Annotated in this window: 14 protein-coding genes; 3 read left to right on the forward strand and 11 right to left on the reverse strand. The window is 41.7% G+C overall.

Features of this window, described 5'->3' with window-relative positions; all coding sequences use genetic code 11:
- Nucleotides 1–219 precede the first annotated feature (219 nt).
- From ACIFOT_RS22105 to ACIFOT_RS22145, 9 genes are all read right to left on the reverse strand, one after another.
- Nucleotides 220–1,407 (reverse strand): CaiB/BaiF CoA transferase family protein, encoded by a 1,188-nt coding sequence (locus tag ACIFOT_RS22105; RefSeq protein ID WP_430067883.1) that lies wholly within the window; start codon nucleotides 1,405–1,407, stop codon nucleotides 220–222.
- 239 nt (nucleotides 1,408–1,646) lie between these two features.
- Nucleotides 1,647–3,392: a sigma-54 interaction domain-containing protein gene (locus ACIFOT_RS22110; RefSeq protein ID WP_430067886.1), complete on the reverse strand. Its 1,746-nt coding sequence runs from the start codon at nucleotides 3,390–3,392 to the stop codon at nucleotides 1,647–1,649.
- A gap of 109 nt (nucleotides 3,393–3,501) precedes the next feature.
- Nucleotides 3,502–3,756, reverse strand: a complete 255-nt coding sequence (locus ACIFOT_RS22115; RefSeq protein WP_430067958.1) for an aldehyde dehydrogenase family protein — start codon at nucleotides 3,754–3,756, stop codon at nucleotides 3,502–3,504.
- Entirely contained in the window at nucleotides 3,671–4,963 is a 1,293-nt protein-coding gene (locus tag ACIFOT_RS22120) for an aldehyde dehydrogenase family protein (protein ID WP_430067889.1), read from the reverse strand. Before ACIFOT_RS22120 ends, ACIFOT_RS22115 begins: the two co-directional genes overlap by 86 nt.
- 63 nt (nucleotides 4,964–5,026) lie before the next feature.
- Complete coding sequence (locus tag ACIFOT_RS22125) at nucleotides 5,027–6,448, reverse strand: purine-cytosine permease family protein (RefSeq protein WP_430067892.1); 1,422 nt, start codon at nucleotides 6,446–6,448, stop codon at nucleotides 5,027–5,029.
- Nucleotides 6,445–6,654, reverse strand: coding sequence for a hypothetical protein (locus ACIFOT_RS22130; protein WP_430067895.1), 210 nt, complete (start codon nucleotides 6,652–6,654; stop codon nucleotides 6,445–6,447). The genes ACIFOT_RS22125 and ACIFOT_RS22130 overlap by 4 nt, the downstream gene beginning before the upstream one ends.
- 217 nt (nucleotides 6,655–6,871) lie before the next feature.
- Nucleotides 6,872–8,860 carry an FAD-dependent oxidoreductase gene (locus tag ACIFOT_RS22135; RefSeq protein ID WP_430067898.1) on the reverse strand — a complete coding sequence of 663 codons (1,989 nt, stop codon included), beginning with the start codon at nucleotides 8,858–8,860 and terminating at the stop codon, nucleotides 6,872–6,874.
- A 277-nt stretch (nucleotides 8,861–9,137) separates the two neighbouring features.
- The gene (locus tag ACIFOT_RS22140; protein WP_430067901.1) at nucleotides 9,138–10,247 is read right to left on the reverse strand and encodes a tubulin-like doman-containing protein; all 1,110 of its coding nucleotides are present in this window, start codon (nucleotides 10,245–10,247) and stop codon (nucleotides 9,138–9,140) included.
- 462 nt (nucleotides 10,248–10,709) lie between these two features.
- A complete protein-coding gene (locus tag ACIFOT_RS22145) occupies nucleotides 10,710–12,152 on the reverse strand; it encodes a 4-hydroxyphenylacetate 3-hydroxylase family protein (RefSeq protein WP_430067903.1) in 1,443 nt (480 codons plus the stop codon).
- Nucleotides 12,153–12,693: 541 nt separating this feature from the next.
- On the opposite strand from ACIFOT_RS22145, the gene ACIFOT_RS22150 reads away from it, so the two are divergent.
- Complete coding sequence (locus ACIFOT_RS22150) at nucleotides 12,694–13,272, forward strand: permease (RefSeq protein WP_430067906.1); 579 nt, start codon at nucleotides 12,694–12,696, stop codon at nucleotides 13,270–13,272.
- A 162-nt stretch (nucleotides 13,273–13,434) separates the two neighbouring features.
- Here the strand turns inward: ACIFOT_RS22150 and ACIFOT_RS22155 are convergent, their stop codons facing one another.
- Complete coding sequence (locus tag ACIFOT_RS22155; protein WP_430067908.1) at nucleotides 13,435–15,765, reverse strand: glycerophosphodiester phosphodiesterase family protein; 2,331 nt, start codon at nucleotides 15,763–15,765, stop codon at nucleotides 13,435–13,437.
- 327 nt (nucleotides 15,766–16,092) lie between these two features.
- Between ACIFOT_RS22155 and ACIFOT_RS22160 the strand changes: the two genes are divergently transcribed.
- Nucleotides 16,093–18,993 carry a glycosyl hydrolase family 18 protein gene (locus ACIFOT_RS22160; RefSeq protein WP_430067911.1) on the forward strand — a complete coding sequence of 967 codons (2,901 nt, stop codon included), beginning with the start codon at nucleotides 16,093–16,095 and terminating at the stop codon, nucleotides 18,991–18,993.
- Nucleotides 18,994–19,071: 78 nt separating this feature from the next.
- On the opposite strand, the gene ACIFOT_RS22165 is transcribed toward ACIFOT_RS22160, so the two are convergent.
- Nucleotides 19,072–19,341 (reverse strand): hypothetical protein, encoded by a 270-nt coding sequence (locus tag ACIFOT_RS22165; RefSeq protein WP_430067914.1) that lies wholly within the window; start codon nucleotides 19,339–19,341, stop codon nucleotides 19,072–19,074.
- A gap of 182 nt (nucleotides 19,342–19,523) precedes the next feature.
- Between ACIFOT_RS22165 and ACIFOT_RS22170 the strand changes: the two genes are divergently transcribed.
- Nucleotides 19,524–20,297, forward strand: a complete 774-nt coding sequence (locus ACIFOT_RS22170; RefSeq protein ID WP_430067917.1) for a DUF5995 family protein — start codon at nucleotides 19,524–19,526, stop codon at nucleotides 20,295–20,297.
- The last annotated feature ends 43 nt before the right edge of the window (nucleotides 20,298–20,340 follow it).

The raw sequence follows: 20,340 nt of genomic DNA on the forward strand, positions 1-20,340 counted from the left end.
ACCTAATACCTCCTGGATTTTTTCGTTTTAGAATCTGTTAAACTTGGTTGTTGATTTGCGCTCCAGGCGCTTCGCTTTCCGCGGGCGTGCCGGGAAGCCTCCTCGGCGCTTTGGCGCCTGCGGGGTCTTCCCTGCCCCGTACTCCCGCAGGAGTCTTCGCGCCTTCCGCTCCAATCAACTTTGTTAAAAGTTAACAATTGCTTTTAATACAGCCAAGTTTTAAATGATTTTGTTCTCTTTTAATCGGGATATTTCTTCTTCGGAAAAACCGGCTTGTTGAAGGATCTCACTGTTATGTTCCCCCGCTATCGGAGGGTGCCGGTCGATTTTCACCTTCGTCCTAGATAGTTTAATAGGTGATCCGACAAGGTTTACGGGTCCTGCTTCCGGGTGATCCACACCCACGACCATTTCTCGAGCGAGTATCTGTGGATGTTCGAACACTTGATCCATGGAATGAATGGGGCCACACGGAATGTTCTTATCCGACAATAGCTCCAGCCACTCATTTACTGTTTTAGCGATAAGAAGATTTTCTATTATTCTCGTAAGTTCAGCCCTGTTTTTAACTCTGGCTTCATTGGTACGGAATTTTTCATCGTCGGCTAGTTCTTTATTTCCCACCACTTCACATAAGGTAGTGAACTGCCGGTTATTTCCGACTGCGATAATCATTTCACCATCTAAAGCTTTAAATATGGAATAGGGGACGATATTCGGGTGGTCATTTCCCAATCTTTGCGGCACTTTTCCTGAAATCAGATAATTACTGGCGACATTCGCCAGCGAGCTGACGGCCGTATCCATGAGTGACATGTCTATTTTTTGACCTTGACCGGATTTTTCCCTTTCATATAGCGCCGCTTCTATGGAAATGGCAGAATATAAGCCTGTCAAAATATCAACCATTGCTACGCCAATTTTTATAGGACCGCTTTCTTCACTCCCGGTTATACTCATTAGTCCGCTCATCCCTTGAATAATATAGTCATATCCGGCTAAATGACGGAAAGGCCCTGTTTCCCCAAATCCTGTAATAGAGCAATACACTAACCGCGGGTTCATTTTTTGCAAAGAATCATAGTCTAGCAGCCATTTTTCCATAGAACCTGATTTAAAATTGTGGATTAGAACATCAGCTTCCTTTGCCAATGTCCGAATAATTTCTCGTCCCTCTTCCGTTTTCAGATTGACAGTGAGGCTTCGCTTATTTCGATTGGCACAAAGATAATAGGCACTTACACCATTTTGAAATGGAGGCCCCCAGCTCCTCGTTTCATCGCTTCCGCCCGGGCCTTCTACTTTAATGACATCTGCACCAAGGTCTGCCAAAATCATCGTACAATAAGGCCCAGCCAGCACTCTTGTTAAATCTAATACTTTAACCCCTTCTAACGCTCCTCCCATACTGCCACCTCCAGGCTTCCTTTAAAAAAACATAAAAAGCCAGCCCAAATACACACGATTGTGTGATATGGACTGGCTTTACGATCCAATGTAACCAGCCTGCTACGGCTGGGAGTGGAAACTGATCAGTCAATATTTAAATGTTTAAAAGGTTTACTTCACTGCCTTCAGCTGTTTAAGCGGATAGGATGAAGCTTATTCCTATTTTACAGAAATATTCTGAATAGTTCAAGTGTTTTTTATTCTTCAAATTGAACATTCATATTATACTTTTTCAACTTCCTTATAATCGTCGTTTGATTAACTTCAAGAGCATGTGCGATTTTTCTTGAGGAATGGTACTTTTTTAAGGCATGTCTTAGTATTTGCCTTTCAACCTCTTCCACTGCCTGCTTAAGAGGAATGATTCCCTTTGCTGTTACATACTCTTCCTTCATCTTCGGTTGTAAATAGGAAGGCAAATCGTCTGGATGGATCAGTTGATTTTGGGAGGTCACGACCAGCTGTTCGACTAAATTCTCTAATTCTCTTATATTCCCCGGCCAGTCATATTCAGTTAAGGCATCAATAACAGATTCGTCAAAAGAGACATCTAAATGATAATCTTTATTGTATTTAAAAAGAAAACGCTGCACCAAGAGTTCAATATCTTCTTTTCTTTCCCTTAAAGGAGGAATATTTACAGGAACAACATGTAAACGATAATATAAATCTTCACGGAATTTCCCCGATTCTACCATACTTTTTAAATGACGGTTCGTGGCTGCAACGATCCGAATATCCACTCTTTTACTTAAATTCCCGCCTAACCGTTTAAAGACTTTATCTTGAACCAGATTCAGTAATTTTACCTGGACGTCCAATGGAAGTTCCCCAATTTCATCTAAAAATAAAGTCCCGCCATCCGCTAACTCAACCAATCCTTTTTTGCCGCCTTTTTTTGCCCCGGTATAAGCGCCTCCTTCATACCCAAACAGTTCTGATTCAATTAAAGATATAGGGATCGCACCACAATTCACTTGAACAAACTCTTTATTTTTTCTAGGGCTCAAATCATGAATAAATTTGGCCAAGACCCCTTTCCCAACTCCGGATTCTCCTTCTATTAAAATGGACGAATCAATAGGTGCCACTCTCTCCATTAATTCAAGAATCTTGTTCATCTGCCTTGATCTCGTAATCAAATTCCCTTCCTTTTTAAAAGAAACATTCTTTTTTTTCATAATTGCATTCGCCACGTCGAGCTTATTTTGTAATTCGATTAACTCCGTAATATCCCGTGTATTAATCATCACCCGATGAAGCTTACCATCTTCGGAAAAAATAGGCTTTCCGGTTACGATCACTTTCCTTCCATTTTCATACTCCTGCTGAACCGTTTCGGTCCTGTGAGATTTTAATACTTTCAAGGTCACAGAATTAGAAATAATCCCTTCCTCAACCAAATCAACCATATTCTTTCCAATAAAAATTTCAGGTGGGTACCCGGTTACTTTTTTGCTGGCTTCACTAACGAATAAAACATCACCATCGCCATTTGAGACGAAAATTTCGTCATAGGAAGCATTTATGATTTGAAGAAAATCCTTATTTTCCTGTTTCGCCTCTTCAAGCACCTCTTCAGCCTTAGCAAAATCCTTTTTTAATTTCTCATATACATAATGAAGTAAGAATGCCTTTGAATAAATTTGAACCTCGTGACCCTTTTTTAAAATCGTATAGGTACACCACTGTTCATTTTCTGAAAGCATTTGGTTCCATGAATCATAAACCCGAAAATCTGGGTCGATATATTTATCTACTTTTTCATCCCAGCCATGTAGGGCAGCACCCCTCCAAAAATGCTCCTCCTTGACGATTCCCTGGATTTCGTGATCGTAATTAACAATTAATAAAGGAAAAGATAAATGCTTAAGTGAATCTTTCACTTCTCTTAATGTCGTATGACTCAAAATGGTGTTAGCCTTCTGATATTCAAGATTCATATCCCTGCCCCCCTCTGCTATTTTTTCGAGATATGTAGTTTTATAATAATGGAAAAAACCAGTTACCTCTATAAATAAAAGTGGAAGCAACTGGTATTTCTATATATTCTTACCTTTTCTTCGTTTTGGACGGATCAAAGGTAATTTGTTTAATCTCAGTCAAGTGTTGGAAAACCCACTGACCCAAATTCCTTCCATTGCCACTATTTTTCATTCCGCCAAATGGAGCAAGGAAATCCCAGTAGTTGGTAGATTCATTGATATGAACCGTGCCATGCTCAAGATGGTCGGCCATATACCAGGCATCTTCCAGGTTCGATGTAAAGACAGAAGAGGTTAAGCCATACTGAGTATCGTTGGCAATCTCGACGGCTTCTTCCCTCGGTTCTGAATTTAATGATGGGAGCAATGGGACCAAACGTCTCATCTTTTCCCAGAAGCATAGATTGATTGCAATTGATAAGAATGGTAGGTTTGTAGTAGAGACCGTCATGTCCTCCCCCATAAACTACATGTGCCCCCTTGCTTACGGCATCTTCAATATGCTCATTCATCTTATTCACAATGTTTTGACTGGATAAAGGCCCCATTTGCGTGTCATCTTCTAAAGGATTGCCTAAACGTATTTTTTTCGTTCTTTCGATTAATAACTGGACAAAGTCATCATGAACACTTTCATGAACGAGAACACGTTCCGCTGCGGTACATACTTGGCCGGCATTATAAAAACATCCATTAACCGCAGCTTCTACCGCCTCTTCCAGATTTGCATCCTCCATCACAATTTGCGGACCGTTTCCGCCAAGCTCCAACAACGTTCTTCTTAATCCTGCCGCTTGAGAAATTTTTTCTCCAACCGCCGCACTTCCTGTGAAACAGACACCCCGGACATCTTGATGAGTGACCAATTTATTGCCGACATCCCCTTTCCCATGGACCAAGTTGATTACTCCTGGCGGAAAACCGGCTTCATCAAAAAGCCTCACAAACCATTCTCCACTAAACGGAGTCGTTTCAGATGGTTTGAAAACGATGGTATTGCCGACCGCCAAGGCATAAGGGATAATTTCAGCTGCCAGCGAAATCGGAAAATTCCAAGGTGTAATTGCACTAATCACTCCGATTGGTGCATGGGTTACATAGATTCTCTTATTATTGGTTCGTTCAAACGTACTTGGCAAGGTCCATCCCCTAAAACGCTGAACTTCCCCAATTGTATGTTCAATATTGGAAATCCCGAGTTCATACACTTCTTCCCGTGCCTCGGTAATCGTTTTCCCCATTTCCAATGTAATTGTTTGAGCAATTTCTTCCCCGTATTGCTTTCCAATTTCATGGGCCTTTTGCAGTAAATCCAATTTATCCAATAATGGAACCTCTGCCCACTTTTTTTGTACCTCTTTTGCACTCTTAATCGCTAACTCCACTTGTTCCAATGAACTATTTTGATAGGAACCAAGAACATTTCCGTCAACAGGACTTGTAAGCGTGACGAGATCACCTTCACCATCCATCCATTTTCCATTAATAAACGTCTTAGCGTATAACGTTTTTGAAGCGGTTTGTTTCATATAAAGTTCCTCCTCATCTTTTTATAGCAATAATTTTTGATAAAATAACTGCGAATCTACTCCTTATTGACCGTATCCGCCTTTCTTCATCGGTATCACGATGATTTTGGTAAGTAGGTAATAACAAACTCCCGATAATAGCATGGCAGGGATCGAAGCACTAATATATTTAAAGCTGGATGCCGATTCATAGCTGATAGGATCAAGTAAATATATATAAGCAAAAAATCCAACAATGCAGGAAATAAACGCAACCACATTTACGCCGCTCCAGAAATGGTAGTCGGATTGCTTATCACCCTTATAAAGCTGATCAAGAGAAATTCTTTGCTTTCTTAGAAGGAAATAATCGGTAATTTGAACACCGATGACAGGTGCAAAAGCAACACCAAGAAAGGCAAGAAAAGATGGAATCGAATTTAAAAATTGATCAGGAATAAAGGCGCTAATGAGTGCAACAGGCAGCAGGACAATCAGGGTGGTTTGATTCCAGGTTGTATTCCTTTCAATCCATTTAATTTGCCTTAGACCGATTCCAGTTGTATAGGCTCCAACTATGGCAGTGCCGATATTGGCCAGTGCTAAAAACAAGAGAGCGATGATTCCAAAGCCGATTCCGCCTACCTCTACGAACCATTTAGTAGGATCATAGTTTCCTGTTGCAAGCGCGGAAAAGAGCCCAATTAAACTAATAACGCCAGTAGGTAAACCCATTCCAAGCATCGTCGGCCATAAAGCTTTCCCAGAACTTGGAACCATTCGTACAATACCGCCCATATATGGCCACCATGAAAGGACACTTGCAACTAATATTTCAAATCCAGTAGTGTAATTCAAAAGGCGGTCCCCTGAAGATGCCTGCGGTTTTGCAGTAAAAATCTTGCTAATGCCAACAGTACTGACTAATTTATACATAATTAAAATGCCAGTTAAAGCAACTAGGATGCTAATAATAAGAGAAGAATTTTTTACAGAAGCTGAACCGCCTCGTAACGAGATCCAGCTGATGGCTAATGCGGCAAGAGAACTAACGGCTGTTACAATTTGCTGTGAGGATGATTGGAGTATACCGGTAGCGATTAAAACTTGACTTACGGCTTTCCCAAATAAAATAATTAACAAACAATTCCAGCCGACAATCGAGGCATATTGAAGAAAAATCGCAAATATCGAACCCTTTTCACCAAAAATAGGTTTGCTGGAAGCGATGTTTTCAACACCATATTTTATACTAACCGGAACAGTAGCAAGAGCGACAAAAAACATTCCAACTAAACACCCTGCAATCATGGCAATCGTACCCATGGTTGCATTTAAGTAGTAGGCTACATAACCGCCAATCGAATAACTCCAGGCTGCAACCCCCGCACTAAGGGCAACTCCCATGAGTCCCCAAGAAGTCCATGTTCGTTGGTTTTTCGGTAAGGGCCAGCTGCTTTGGGCTACTTCTTGTGAAATGGATAGCTCAACATTTTTTATTTTCATAAGAACCACCCCCAAATCATTAGGATGAAAGGAATGACGAGTCCAACAAGGACAAGGTAAAAGTAATCCCTCTTGCTGAAATCATCGCCAAGGTTCTTCTCGTCAGACATTTCTGCTAAAATATCTTCCAATTTCGTTGATCCTTCTGGGTTAATAGGTACATGCACGGAAGCAGAATGAATTTCAACATTTGTGTGATCATTCATATTCTTTCCCCCTTCAAACATAATCAAATCCCGCCAGATCCATCCATCCATTTTAAGTGCTAGATTTCAAGTTCACCTCCCCTAAATTTGAAAAGAATATAAGGGTAACGGTTTAGCATTTAGCTTATTAGTATTGTAAGGGATTTCATCAATAGTAATAATACATTGAATTTTCGGAAAAATCACTATATTTTAAGGTAAATATAGTGATTGACCTCTAACCTGGTATTTCTACTTCTATGGACCCTAGATTTAGAATAGTCGTTAAACCTTCATAGGTAGCTTCTTCCAAAGTGCGTGGCGCAAGACCATCACCAATTTGCTGAACAACAGGAGCTAAACCTTTTACTTCCTCATACAATTCGGTATTAGGGATTCGACCATAAGCTAAAACGATAGTATCCCAGTTACCCACTGCTTGCCTTTCATGGGTAAATAGATTTCGAATGGTAACTTGGTCCTGTTCGATCCCTCCGAAATCAAAATGGGGACGCATTTTAACTTTTAACTGGTAAAGCTTCTTAATATATTCATTTCTAAGGTACTGATGTACCTCCTGTCCGATATGGAGTTTTGTAGAAAACAGGGTTACTTCATGGCCCTTTTCCTGTAAAAAAATAGCCGCTTCCATTCCCGGCCAGTCCCCGGAGAAATCAAACACAAGTACCCGTTTTCCTATTTGAGTCGGATTGCTGCTAAATAACTCATCTAAAGTTTTTATTCGATCATCTTCAATCCCCTGCATATGTGGAAGGTATGGTCTGGACCCTGCCGCACAAATGATGACATCAGGCTTCCATTCTACTAAATCGGCACTGGAGATTCTTTTTCCTAATTGAACATTTACATTGCTTTTTTCTAGCTTCCTTGAAAAGTTATCCAGCATGGTTTCGGCCAGTTCCTGCCGCATTGGGGCTTTTTTCATGGTTTGCAGGAGACCGCCAATCACTTGTTGCTGCTCTACAAGAGTGACTTGATGCCCCTGTTGGTCCGCTGTTATGGCTGCTTGCAGACCAGCGGGACCCGCACCTATGACGACGACATGTTGTTTGGTTTTTACCTTTTGGAGCTTGGGGTTCAACTGTCTTTCCTTCCCTGCAATAGGATTTTGGACACAGCCAATGGCAAGGCCTTTATGATAGTGGCCTATACAAGCCTGGAGGCATCCAATGCAGGCATCAATTGAATTTAGTTCTCCACTCATTGCTTTATTCGGCATTTGGGGATCCACGATTAAGGCACGGGTCATTCCCACCATGTCCGCTTTCCCGGTTTTGATAATCTGTTCAGCCTCTACAGGATCGACGATTCGCGTTCCTACGAATACAGGGATTGCACCCGCCATCCGAATCTTAAAGGCATGAGGTGCATTATATCCATGCTTCATGGGAGATCCTGGTGCTATATGGGTAGAACCCGAATAGGTACTTGAATCTCCTGCCGTTACATTAATAAAGTCAATTCGAACACGTTCGACCAAATATTCAACTATGTTAATGGCATCTGCTACGGTGGTACCATCCATTGTCATTTCATCCGCACTGATCCTGATTCCCACAGTAAAGTCTTCCCCTGCCGTCTTCCAAATCTGCTGCATAATTTCAAGGATAAAACGCATTCGATTCTCAAAGCTTCCGCCGTAATGGTCGTTTCGATGATTGGTATGACTCGACCAAAATTGAGCAGGTAAATATCCATGGGAACAAGCAATTTCCACTCCATCCAATCCTGCTTCTTTAGCCAGCTTAGCTGATAAAGCAAACCCATTGATAACCTCTTCAATATCATCCAAACTCATGGGCCTTGGCATTGTTCCAAACCGCAAGCTTGGTTCTGCGGATGGTGCCCATGCTGCGTGACGGTAATCGCTCGCGATAAACTCCCTTCCACCGTGAAAAAGCTGAGCAAATACCTTTGTACCATACTGATGCAATTGTGCAGCCATTTCTGCATAAGCAGGTACGACCCTCTTGTCATATCCAGCAATGGTATGACCGGTCAGCATCCCGGATGGATGTACGGCAGCAGCTTCAAGAACGATTAGTCCCACTCCTCCTTTCGCTCGTTCTACATGATAGGCTGTCATATCTGGAGTTGGGATACCGTCAACCACATGGTTGGTTTGGTGGGCAGTGCTAAGAATTCGATTATTTAAATGGGTATTCCCAATTTGAATTTCAGAAAACAAATTTTTAAATTGGGCCACTATGTTCACTCCTTTCTTTGGACATTTTTGAACCGTCACTATTTATATTGCAATTTCTGTGCCAGGAAAAAATTTTTTCAATAGATTACCCCTACATCTTATAAAATCAAATGTTTTTTGATTTGTTACTTACCCAAAATAAAGGTTTGCAAAGTATAAATGAAATATTTATGAACCTTTTTTGCATCACTGTGATGCAAAAAAGGTTCATATTTACTGGAAAATATAAAAAAACACATCGGATTGTATCGTTCCGATGTGTTTCCTTGAGTCCCCATTATTTCTTATACTTCGTTAACTTGGATGTTATGGATACAGTCTGTTTTTCTGTTTTTTTAACTTTTAGGTTGGAAGCCCAGTTTACGGAGGATTCGTATTTTTGTGTATGTTCCTTTTTAACAAGGTTCTGTAATCGTTCTTTATTCTTTTCTAGAGATTCTTCTAGGGATTGAAGCCGACGGCTTGGGAAGTAGAGCCCAGCAAGAATGGTTGTAACGGTAGGGTCCGTTTCTGAGAGATAGGTCCCTTCAAATAATTGTACTGGCTCCCCTATCCTTTCAAAGATGGAAGGAACATTAATGAGCTTTGAAATATTCTCTGGTCCTTCATATATCAGACCTGCACGAATGACACCCTGCGATTCAACAGGACAGAATATAGAGTTTTCCCATGAGGATTGTACTTTCGTTGAGACATCCGAACTGGTTTTCGCGTCAGTAATAGCAGCGGAAGAGATAAGGGTAACTCCTCTTGTTTCAAGAATATTCATAAGATCAGTTTCGTCGAAGTTCCCGTAAAACGAACTCTTATTTGTTACTTTTAGGATATGGCTAATGGCCTCCACCGTTTGACGATTAGCAGAGAGGTAAATCTCATGTTTGCTGGATTGCGGCTTCTGCTTGCGCATCTGATCATTATCTACCAAGAAAACGGAAGAAATGCCTTCTATTTGGGAAAGCTCTTGGATACACTCTGCCGTATTGATCCGATTCCCCGCTAATACGTTTCGTTCAGGTAATATGGCAATGGCACCAACTTTAATACCAGGCAATTGGTCGATTAACAGATCAATCAATAGCGGGCTCATTCCAGAACCCGTACCACCGTCCGTTGAAAAAGCGACCAAGAGCAGCTTTATGTTTTTAAAGGAGGTGGTTACAAAATCAATCATTTCTCGATATTTTTCCTGTACCGCACGATTTCCTAACGTTCTATCTTGGCCTGCACCATTATACCCCGGGACAAAATACTTTTTTTCCACTCTGGTGTTTACGGCTCCATCACGTTGATTTGTATTAATCAGAGCTGTTTGAAAACCCAAGACGGATGCAATTTCTGCCATATTTCCACCTGCTTGACCAACGCCCAAGATTCCAACCGACTTCATCTGAAACTCCTCCTTATCATGAAAAGTAATACTCATAATTGTTGTTAGAAGAATAAAGAAAAACCTTATAATATGTTTACTTTTTTGAAGAGTAGATTATGACTAAAACACGTTTTTTCATCTCAGTTTAATCAACGTTTCTTTTCGTTTATTTCATGCCGCATTGTGTAAGAACAAAAAAGCCATATCGATGATATGACTTTCACTTAACGACCATTTTTTGAAATGTATACTCTTTATATTCTTGATTGGGATTTCTGTTTCTATATAACTTCTTATCAATTTCCAATCATCGAAACTATCTTTATATTTAATTCCTTGTATCCTTTAAAGAGGAAGCACGCCAAGCATCTAAAATCCGCCACATTTTTGCTATTTTTCAGCGTTAAGATTATGGTTCTTTTTCTTGCATCAGTTATCACAGACTGATAGAGGCTCTCTCCCAAATTCTAAGTACTATAACTATAACTCCTTAGCATCCTTTACAATCTCTTTAGCAAATTTAATCTTTTCTCCCCAATTAATCGAACGTTGAATCACCACTTTTTGTGCCTGCGGTGATCCGGCACCATGCATACATTCGATAATCGGAGTGGAGCCTGTCATATTCTCAACCAGACGTCCCATTTTAATCCTGTCAATTGGATCAGCATTTTCGCCAGTGCTATAGTATTTATAAATATAAGGAGCAATCCTCGGGTTATCCAGTTCTTTTTCAGAAGGCAGTGTTGCCACAAAACCTCCTGCTAAATCTTGAGACAGCTTGGTAACCTCTGGATAATACCGTGCTGTGTTAAGTTTTGATGCATTTGCCAGCACCGGGTCAACAAAAGCGGTGCCACAACCATTTTTTGAACAATTGAAGGAGCAGGCAAGGGCTCCGCTATACATGGTTTCAACTAAGTGGGCCATTTCAGCCAATTTCTCTTTCACATGACCAGCTTTAGAAATTCCATGCATATCAGCAAGTGATGCCGTTGCCCCTATTAAGACATCCAGGTTTCCAGCTTTACAAGCTCCATAGTTTTGTCTATGGTATGATGCAAAGCGATCAACCAGTTTGCCTGTATATTGCGTTTCTTTATACATAAAGACCCGCTCCCAAGGAACAAACACATCCTCAAAAATAATCAATGCCTCTCCGCCGACTACACCATATTTTGCATTCCCCTGATCGATTTTCCCTTCCCATTTACGGCTGTCGTTAACTTGTCTTCCAAAAACGTAGATCACACCTTTTTCGTCGGCAGGTACCGCAAACGAAAGGGCATAATCTGCATCTTTTGGGGACATGGCAGTTCCAGGCATAACTAAAATTTGATGGGAATTTATGGCCCCTGTTTGATGCATTTTTGCTCCACGAACAACGATCCCATCTTCCTTTTCTTCTACCACTCTTACATACAAATCAGGGTCATGTTGTTCCGACGGCCTTTTGGACCTGTCTCCCTTTGGGTCTGTCATAGCTCCATCGGTCATATAATCATGATTCTGTGTCTCGATTAAAAATCGCTTAAACCTATCATGATAGTCTGTACCAAGGTCCTGGTCCATTTCCCAAGTCGTTGAATAAAGAGTGATTAAGCCGTCCATACCAACACATCTTTGAAAACATGTCCCCGTTATTTGTCCAGCGACCCGGAGCATCATCGCTTTTTTAACAAGATCTTCCTGATTATGCGGTATATGTGTCCAACGATTGATTTTGTTACCTGTCAAATGGGAGAAGGCACTGCCTAATTCCTCGTATTTCTCCTCTGTGCCCAATTTATACGTCACGGATGCTGCATTGATATGTGGCCTCATTGCCGGATGGTCGACGACATTTTCGACCCTCTCGCCCATAAAATATACTTCCTTCTTCTGGTTACGCAGGCTTTCAATATATTGTTCCGGTGTCATCATAAAACTTCTCCTCCTTTTTCATACCCGTGAACTTTACATTACAAAAAAGTTCGGTAAGGCATCATTAATGTAAATAAATATGGCTTGTTCTTAGAAACCATGCCTTTTTTTTGCAAAAAAAAATTGATGTATAACAATCTACAAACTTTTTTCTGCTCCTTGTGCCTAAGTTCGAGTTGTCATACATCAGCATGTAACATTCATTAATGGATTATATTCTATTAATTTACGACCTTCGCGATTTTATCTAATTCACTGAGTTCTCTCCTTAATACTTTCCCTGCAGCGTTCCTTGGCCGTTCATAATTTCCTTTTGGATTATTAATATTTAAGGAGATATAGCCCAATTAAGTATTTTTTTCCAAATTAACCATTGATAAAACTAATAACATTAGTTATCATTAAACTAATGTTATTAGTTTAAATGAATTCAAGGAGATGAGTGGGTGTGACTTTTATTGTATTTATCCTTCTTTTTACGGTGTTATGCGGTTGGTTGGACTCAAAATTTTTGAAACAAGAGTGAAAGGAAGTGGAGTAAATGTTTGCTGGACATTTCGGACTTGCAGCCGCAGTTAAAGCTAAGCAGCCATCAGTACCTCTTTGGGCACTAATGATTAGTACCCAATTGCTCGACATTATTTTTGTCCCTTTGTTTATTTCCGGCGTTGAGACGATGGAGTCTATTGGCAACGGCGGCAAGGAGATTCTAATTCATGCTGAGTATACTCACTCCTTATTTGGTGCTTTGTTAATCGCCTGCTTAGCTGGGGTGTTGGCTTGGATCAAATGGGGAAAACGCGGCGGAATGGTTATTAGCGCAACCGTATTTAGTCACTGGATTTTAGATCTAATTGTCCACCGGGCGGATTTACCCATATTCCCTGGAAATATGGGTGGGCTCCCAATGTTAGGACTGGGTCTTTGGAAATGGCCTGTTGTTAGCTTAAGCCTAGAAGCAGCAATGATCACACTTGGTGCCATTCTATATTTTCGGACGGCACTAACAAGGAGAAAAACAAGTTCACCGACTAACACCAACAGTATGAAGAATGCTATCTTTACAGGAACATTAATGGGCATATTATTGCTTCTATCATTAATCGTTGACAATATTTAAATCTCATAAATTAAGTTTACTTTCATAATATCTCCCCCATTATGCTAACCCTCTATTATGCTAGCAAAAGTATCTTATTAATGTCTGCCTTCAAATCAACTCATAATCGATATCAAAAAAATGCGCCTCCAATAAATAAATTGGGCGCATTTTTATACCTTATCATTCTGTTACGGTCACTTCTATTGGCTCAGATACTAAATGCCATTCCTTTCCAAGCATTTGGAATGTATGCATCGCGAACACATTCACCTTTCCAGGCTCAAGCGCTGTTATGGTATTGCCTTCGACTTTAACCTTCGTTTCTCCACTGTTTACAAAGAGAGTTGTCGAAATATTTTCTGTTTTGGCTTCTCGATAGTCCACAAAGGATTTCACCTGAATCGTTGCCGATTTTCCGACATTCAGGTTGACCTTTTTGTTTGGAATTTCCAAACGAATTGGGGCATCAGTCAGCCACTGGGTATAGTCCGTAATCGGTCCGACCACGCCAGCCTCCAAGGCTTGTCCAAAATGATCTTCGTTTCTAAAGGTCCAATGCATATTCAGGAATCCACGCTGGCGCATGTAGCGAATAAATTCCGAATTCAGACTGCCATAGTCAGCATTCAGGGTCGCGTTCATGCTGGCACCGTACTGCATCATTTGCTGGGCCTTTTTCAGCTTGCCGTCAATCGTAGATGGTATAGCTGCAGAGTAAAGATAGCCCGTGCCCACTTCAGGGTTGAAACCGCGAGTGTTTCGGATATGGTTGGAATTAAAGCTTTGAATCACTACATTATCAACCATTCCAGCTTGCTCGATCTCCTCCATCACTTGCTTCTCGATGCCATCTGCCTTAATCTCGACAAGCAGGACCACATCTTTCCCTTTAAACTCATCTAAATACTCTTTAAATGTAGGTACCTTTTCTCCTTGGAATTCAGGACTGAACTTGATACCGGCATCTAAGGTCCGAATCTGCTCGAGTGTTAAATCCTTTATATTCCCTTTTCCGTTCGTGGTACGGTCCACCGTATAGTCATGCATAATAACCAGTTTCCCGTCTTTGGTCCTCTGTACGTCAGTCTCGATCATATCTGCTCCCAATTCATAGGCCTTTCGATAGGAAGCGATTGTATTTTCAGGCGCAATGGAAGGTACACCACGATGTGCGGCCACGACCGGACGCTGTACAATTGTATTCTCTGGATACTGTCCCAAAGCTTCAATGGAAGCGGAAGGATTTTCCGAAACAATGCCGTCCACTCCAAGATGAATCATCGTATGGGCAGCTTGCACATCCTCAGCGCCGATTCCCCAAACGGATATGGCACGGCTATGCAAATAGTGAACGTTCTCAGGGCTCAGAATTTTTTGTGGAATTACCGCTACCATCGCATCGCTTTTATGAATGTCCCGTGCGAAAGCCGCCATATCATGCTTATTGAAAGCTGCCTTGTTGTAAAGAAGGGCACCGCGGGCCGTTTTAATAAAACTGCGCATTTCTTTTACGATCGCGGGATTACTGGATAAAATCTGAAAATCTTGTGTCTGGGTTTCTTTCAGGACATTTGCGAGACCTTCTATATCGGAATTTTCTTCCACTTGGATAATCGGAATGAATTTTCCTTTAATATTATAAAGGGCGTTTTCAATTGGTGCCCCTTCAACCGTCCATTTCCCCTGTTCGTTCCGCTTTGCCTGCATGAGCACGGAAGCTGCACCTTCCTGCGCAACGGTTTTCGAAATAATCGTAGGCGGATTCACGATATTCGTTTTCACTTCTTGAGGAAGAAAGGCGTTCGTACCTCCTAATGGAGGAAGTGCATTTGAGTAGGTATTGACCTTTACATTATCGAATTGAACGGTCGTCCCGTTCGCTTGGAAACCGACATCCCCGTTTGTCCATTTCCCGGCCTGATCCGTATCAACCACAAGCTGGCCATCGATAAATTGCTGCACACGATTTCCGCTTGCGATCACTTTGACATGATAAGTCTTATTGATGGCCATATTTTCCGGATAAAAATTCGTTTCCGGCACAACCCACTGATTGCTTTCATTTCTGATGGCGAATTCCAGTCCGTTCAGCGCGGTAGTGCCTTTGCGCATGGCGAATTGATAATACGGATATGTATTTGGCTGGACACGATACATTAACGAAGCCCATCGGGTGTCTTCAACTGCACTTTGAAACGTCATATCCGCTTCAAAAACGTAGTTCCCTGTTTGGTTTCCTAAAGGAATCACTACTCTGGCAGGAGCGCTTGAAGATGGTGACGTTAATACCAGCTTGCCGTCCAAGACCTTGGCGTTTCCCTGTACAAGCTTCCACCCTGCAGGAAGCTGACCGTTCGCGATTTGATCGAAATTCTCCTGTGTTAGAGCCTGCTCCGCGGCCTGAACCTTTGTTGTTCCATCCACAGGTGCTATCCAAATACTGCCGAAAATACTTGCTGATACTAAAAAAGCTGTTAATTTTTTTGATTTCCCCCTAAAATTAGGTACCATTTTCTGTCTCCTTTTCATTTAGTTGAAACATATGTAAAAGGTTTACAAACCCTTTCTATGAAAATAGTACTTAACGAAGGTATAAGGGGTATTAATATTTTTTAAAGATATTGTTAAAAAATGGAGGACTTTTGCCTGAAGGTCTTTTCTACTAATCTGACCCAAAGAATGTAAAAATCTTTAAATTTTATGGAAAATCCCCCACAGAATCTATCTTCTTTTTTTCGAACAATATTAATATAAAGAGAGTATTAAAACTCCCATTTCTAGCAGAAACAAACTAGTATATTGAAAAAGAGAATGGAACAACTGAGAGGGGTTGAATAAATGGCCAAAAAATTATGGAAAAAGCTTTCGTTTGGATTTTTATCTGTAAGTCTATTATCTACTTCGGTGCTGTCTATTGCAGAAGCAGCCGACAATCCTCCATGGGTAAGCCCAATTCAGCTATCTCCCCTTTCGAGTGATGGCGTAACAGTTTCAGGGGATGTACAAATTTCCGTTACGGCTGGAGATGACTTAGGTGTATCCAAAGTGGAATTTTACAGCGCCAATGGCGGATATCTAATTGGTACAAAGACTTCCGCACCTTATACCTTGAAATGGGCTACTGATCCATGGGTTCCTGATGGAGAACAGGTTGTAAAAGTCATCGCCTACGACAAATCTGGTCAAAAAGCCGGAGCGTCCCGTAAAGTGTACGTACAAAATGACAAAACTGCACCTGCCGCTCCCACTAATTTGCAAACCACAGCAAAAACAAACAAAAGCATCTCGCTGACATGGAATGCGGCCAGCGATAATGTGGGTGTGACGGTGTATGAAATTTACAATGGACAGGTTTTGATCGGAACCTCTACCGGCTCGAGTGTCACCCTGAACGACTTAACTCCCGGGACTACGTACAATCTTTCTGTTAAAGCAAAAGACCGGGCGGGGAATGTTTCAGCGGCAAGCAATATTTTGAATGAGACGACTCAAGACCTCCCTCCGACAGTGAGTTCCCTGGAGGTATCTCCACTGGATTATGACGGAGAAACGGTGACAGGTAACGTGAAGCTTAGCATCAATGTCACGGATGATACCGGTATTTCCAAGGTCGAATTTTACAGTGCCGATGGTGGGTATCTGATTGGAACGAAGACTTCAGAGCCCTATGCTATCAATTGGGCAACCGATCCCTGGGTCCCTGAGGGCGAGCAAATCGTAAAAGCAATTGCCTATGATAAAGCTGGTCAAAAAACAGAATCGTCCCGTCAGGTGTATGTTCAGAATGATAAAGTTGCACCTTCAACGCCGGCCAATATTCGACTGACAGGAAAAACGGATCAAACCATTTCCTTGGCATGGGATTCTTCATCAGACAATATCGGTGTAACCGAGTATGAAATTTACAATGGACTTGTCCGCATTGGGACATCCACATCCAATAGTGTCACGTTAAAGGATTTAAATCCCGGGAAATCATTTAATTTAACGGTGAAAGCAAGAGATCGGGCTTGGAATTTTTCCGCTGCCAGCAACACAGTACAAGTAACAACTGATGCATCCAAAGACACCATCCCTCCTTCCATTCCAGCTAACCTGAAGGTGACTGACATAACCGACACGACAATGAAATTGGAATGGGATGCAGCAAAAGATAATTATGATAATATCAGCCCGAATACGACGTATCAAATTTATAACGGCTCTACACTTCTGGCCACTAGTTCAGGGCTTCGAACAACGGTCCGGAGCTTGAATGCAAATACAGCTTATACTTTAACGGTTAAGGCCAAGGATGCAGCCGGAAACATATCGGCAGCAAGCCAGTCCGTAACGGCATCAACAGGTACGTTGGACACAGCAGCACCGCAGGCACCTGTGAACCTGCACTCTCCCGCATCGACGGATAAAACCATTACTTTGAAATGGAGCGAGCCAGCCGATAATTATGGGGTAACGAGCTATACGATTTACCAAAATAAAGTAAAAATCATGGATACGGCCAGCCCTAATTTTGTAATCGGCGGACTGCTGCCAAATACGAAATATAGCTTCTATGTAACCGCCAAGGATGCAAAAGGCAATGTGTCTCCGGCAAGCCCGGAAATCACGGCTTCCACGGGTTCACAGCCGCTCACTCCTCCGAGTCATGTTATCGCTGGTTACTATGCCGGTTGGTCTACGTATAGCGGTTCTGAAGTTTCCGACATCGATGCTTCAAAGCTGACGCAAATCAATTATGCCTTTGCCAATATCGGCAATGATTTAAAAATGCAGGTCGGAGATCCTTATGCTGATACACAAAAAGAGTTCCCGGGAGATTCAGCAACGGATCCGTTCAAAGGGAATTTCAATCAATTAAAGAAACTGAAGCAAAAATTCCCTCATCTAAAAACGGTGATTTCCGTCGGCGGATGGAGCTGGTCTGACAAGTTTTCCGAAGTGGCGTTGACCGAGGCATCCCGCATTGCCTTCGCCGACAGCGTCGTGAAGTTCCTGGTTACGTATGGCTTTGACGGGGTTGACTTTGATTGGGAGTATCCAGTTAACGGAGGAATGAAGACGAATGTCCGCCGGCCGATTGATGAAAAAAATTATACCCTGCTGCTTCAAAAGGTTCGTGAAAAACTGAATGCCCAGCAAGCACTCGATGGGAAGAAATATTCGCTTTCGATTGCGGCCGGCGCATCCAATAATTTTACAGAAACGACACAATTGGATCAAATTAGTAAAATTGTCGATCATGTTCAACTCATGACGTATGATGTACACGGTGCATGGGACAGTCTTACCGGTTTTAATGCCCCGCTCTATGCCAGTTCCGCAGAAACGACCCCTGGGCCAAGCGTTTCCCAGGCTGTGCAAATATTTTTAGATAAAGGGGTTCCGGCAAACAAGCTGGTCATGGGGGTACCGTTTTATGGGAATGAGTACAAAGGGGTAAATAATGCCAACAACGGATTATATCAGGCTCGTACCGGAGGCGTCTACTCCGATAGTTATGGTGAATTGGAGAAAAAGTTTATCGGTAAAGATGGATATGTACGTTACTGGGATTCCGAATCAAAGGTTCCTTATTTATGGAATGGATCGACCTTTATCAGCTATGACGATGCCGAATCGATGTCACAAAAGGCATCCTATATCAAATCGAACGGATTAGCAGGAGCGATGATTTGGGAGGTCAGTCAAGATCCTAGTGAAACCTTGTTAAATCAATTAGGATTAGATTTAAAGTAACAATGGAGGGTCCGTCTGGGCCCTTCTTTTATGTATGCAGGTGGCTGCTGTGCTGATTATATTTTAAGATTAACTGGATTAATTAAGTTTCCCCTGAAACTGGTCATATTTTTTCATCTCATTAATTGTCTCTTCTATTTCGCTGATAAACTGTTCAAATAGTTGATGATTTCCTGATTCTTTAAAATTTTGTTTATCGATGGAATGAAGTAAAGCAATTACCCCTTTAAATTTTAAATCATCAAAAAATGGAATGTGGCTTTCCCAAAAAATTTCACCTTTTACTTCCAGCTCCCCATTTTCATTCTCCAATTGAAATGTGACATTTTGCTTATTTTCAATATCCAATTTGCTCACTCCAATAAAATGTAAGTTTTTGCTTCTTTATAACTACTATTGTGGCTTAAAATATCTATAGAATGCAAACGGAGAAAACATTCTTTAGGCAATAAGTGTTTGTTATTCTCATAGAAATAGTAGAAATATATTATTTTCACTTGTGCGGTTCGATCCCTGGGGAGGGAAAATGAATGGAATTGGTTAGCAAACAGAAAGCCGGATTGGAAACAATTGATGATGTAATCGAGGTGATGACGGAGCAGCTTCGTGTTTTTCAGCAAAGCGGGGATCATCGGGTCGTATTTCACCGTGTCTACCTTTTGATGACAAAGGAAATGCAAAAACGCCTTTCAACCGGATTTTTTCTGGATCCAGTATGGCTGGAGCATGTTCTCGTTGGCTTTGCACAATATTATTTTCATGCTATCGATGCCTTTCAGGAAGGTCAGCCTTGTCCGCCTGCTTGGGAGCTTGCCTTCCGTCAAGCTTCTGAAAAAAAAGGTTTTGTCCTGCAGGATGCCCTACTTGGCATTAACGCCCATATTAACAGTGACCTGCCGATGGTCATGCATAACATACTGTCTGAGGAACAGGCTTGGCCCGACGCTCGAAAAATGCTGCACCGCCGCCAGGATCATGAACGAATCAACTACGTGCTAGCTGACCTTGTGGATCTGGTGCAGGACGAACTGTCGAACTATTATGCCCGTTTTATCCGTGTTATTGACTATGTTATGGGCAGAAAAGATGAATCCCTATCATCGATCATCTTGTCTCACTGCAGGACAGCGGTATGGTACAATTCCGAACTACTTCTCGGTGCGTCTGATGAAGAACAGCGGAACCTTCAACGTCGCCGCATTGAAAATGACGCGCTTGCAATTAGCCAAAAGGTTATTAGTCTGCCCGCCATGAAATGCGCCAAGTACCTTGCTCCTTTTACTCGAAAAAAGCATTGGTTTTAATTGACTGCGACATTTTTAAATTCTTTAAAAGACTGTGCTCCCT

It is taken from the genome of Neobacillus sp. NRS-1170, assembly GCF_050468025.1.

Excerpts from the sequence above, each read along its gene's own strand:
- ACIFOT_RS22145 (WP_430067903.1), bottom strand. The coding sequence starts at position 12,152 with ATGATGACACCGGAACAATATATTGAAAGCCTGCGTAACCAGAAGAAG.
- ACIFOT_RS22125 (WP_430067892.1), bottom strand. The coding sequence starts at position 6,448 with ATGAAAATAAAAAATGTTGAGCTATCCATTTCACAAGAAGTAGCCCAA.
- ACIFOT_RS22155 (WP_430067908.1), bottom strand. The coding sequence starts at position 15,765 with ATGGTACCTAATTTTAGGGGGAAATCAAAAAAATTAACAGCTTTTTTA.
- ACIFOT_RS22110 (WP_430067886.1), bottom strand. The coding sequence starts at position 3,392 with ATGAATCTTGAATATCAGAAGGCTAACACCATTTTGAGTCATACGACA.
- ACIFOT_RS22140 (WP_430067901.1), bottom strand. The coding sequence starts at position 10,247 with ATGAAGTCGGTTGGAATCTTGGGCGTTGGTCAAGCAGGTGGAAATATG.
- ACIFOT_RS22130 (WP_430067895.1), bottom strand. The coding sequence starts at position 6,654 with ATGAATGATCACACAAATGTTGAAATTCATTCTGCTTCCGTGCATGTA.
- ACIFOT_RS22105 (WP_430067883.1), bottom strand. The coding sequence starts at position 1,407 with ATGGGAGGAGCGTTAGAAGGGGTTAAAGTATTAGATTTAACAAGAGTG.
- ACIFOT_RS22120 (WP_430067889.1), bottom strand. The coding sequence starts at position 4,963 with ATGAAACAAACCGCTTCAAAAACGTTATACGCTAAGACGTTTATTAAT.
- ACIFOT_RS22160 (WP_430067911.1), top strand. The coding sequence starts at position 16,093 with ATGGCCAAAAAATTATGGAAAAAGCTTTCGTTTGGATTTTTATCTGTA.
- ACIFOT_RS22170 (WP_430067917.1), top strand. The coding sequence starts at position 19,524 with ATGGAATTGGTTAGCAAACAGAAAGCCGGATTGGAAACAATTGATGAT.
- ACIFOT_RS22150 (WP_430067906.1), top strand. The coding sequence starts at position 12,694 with ATGTTTGCTGGACATTTCGGACTTGCAGCCGCAGTTAAAGCTAAGCAG.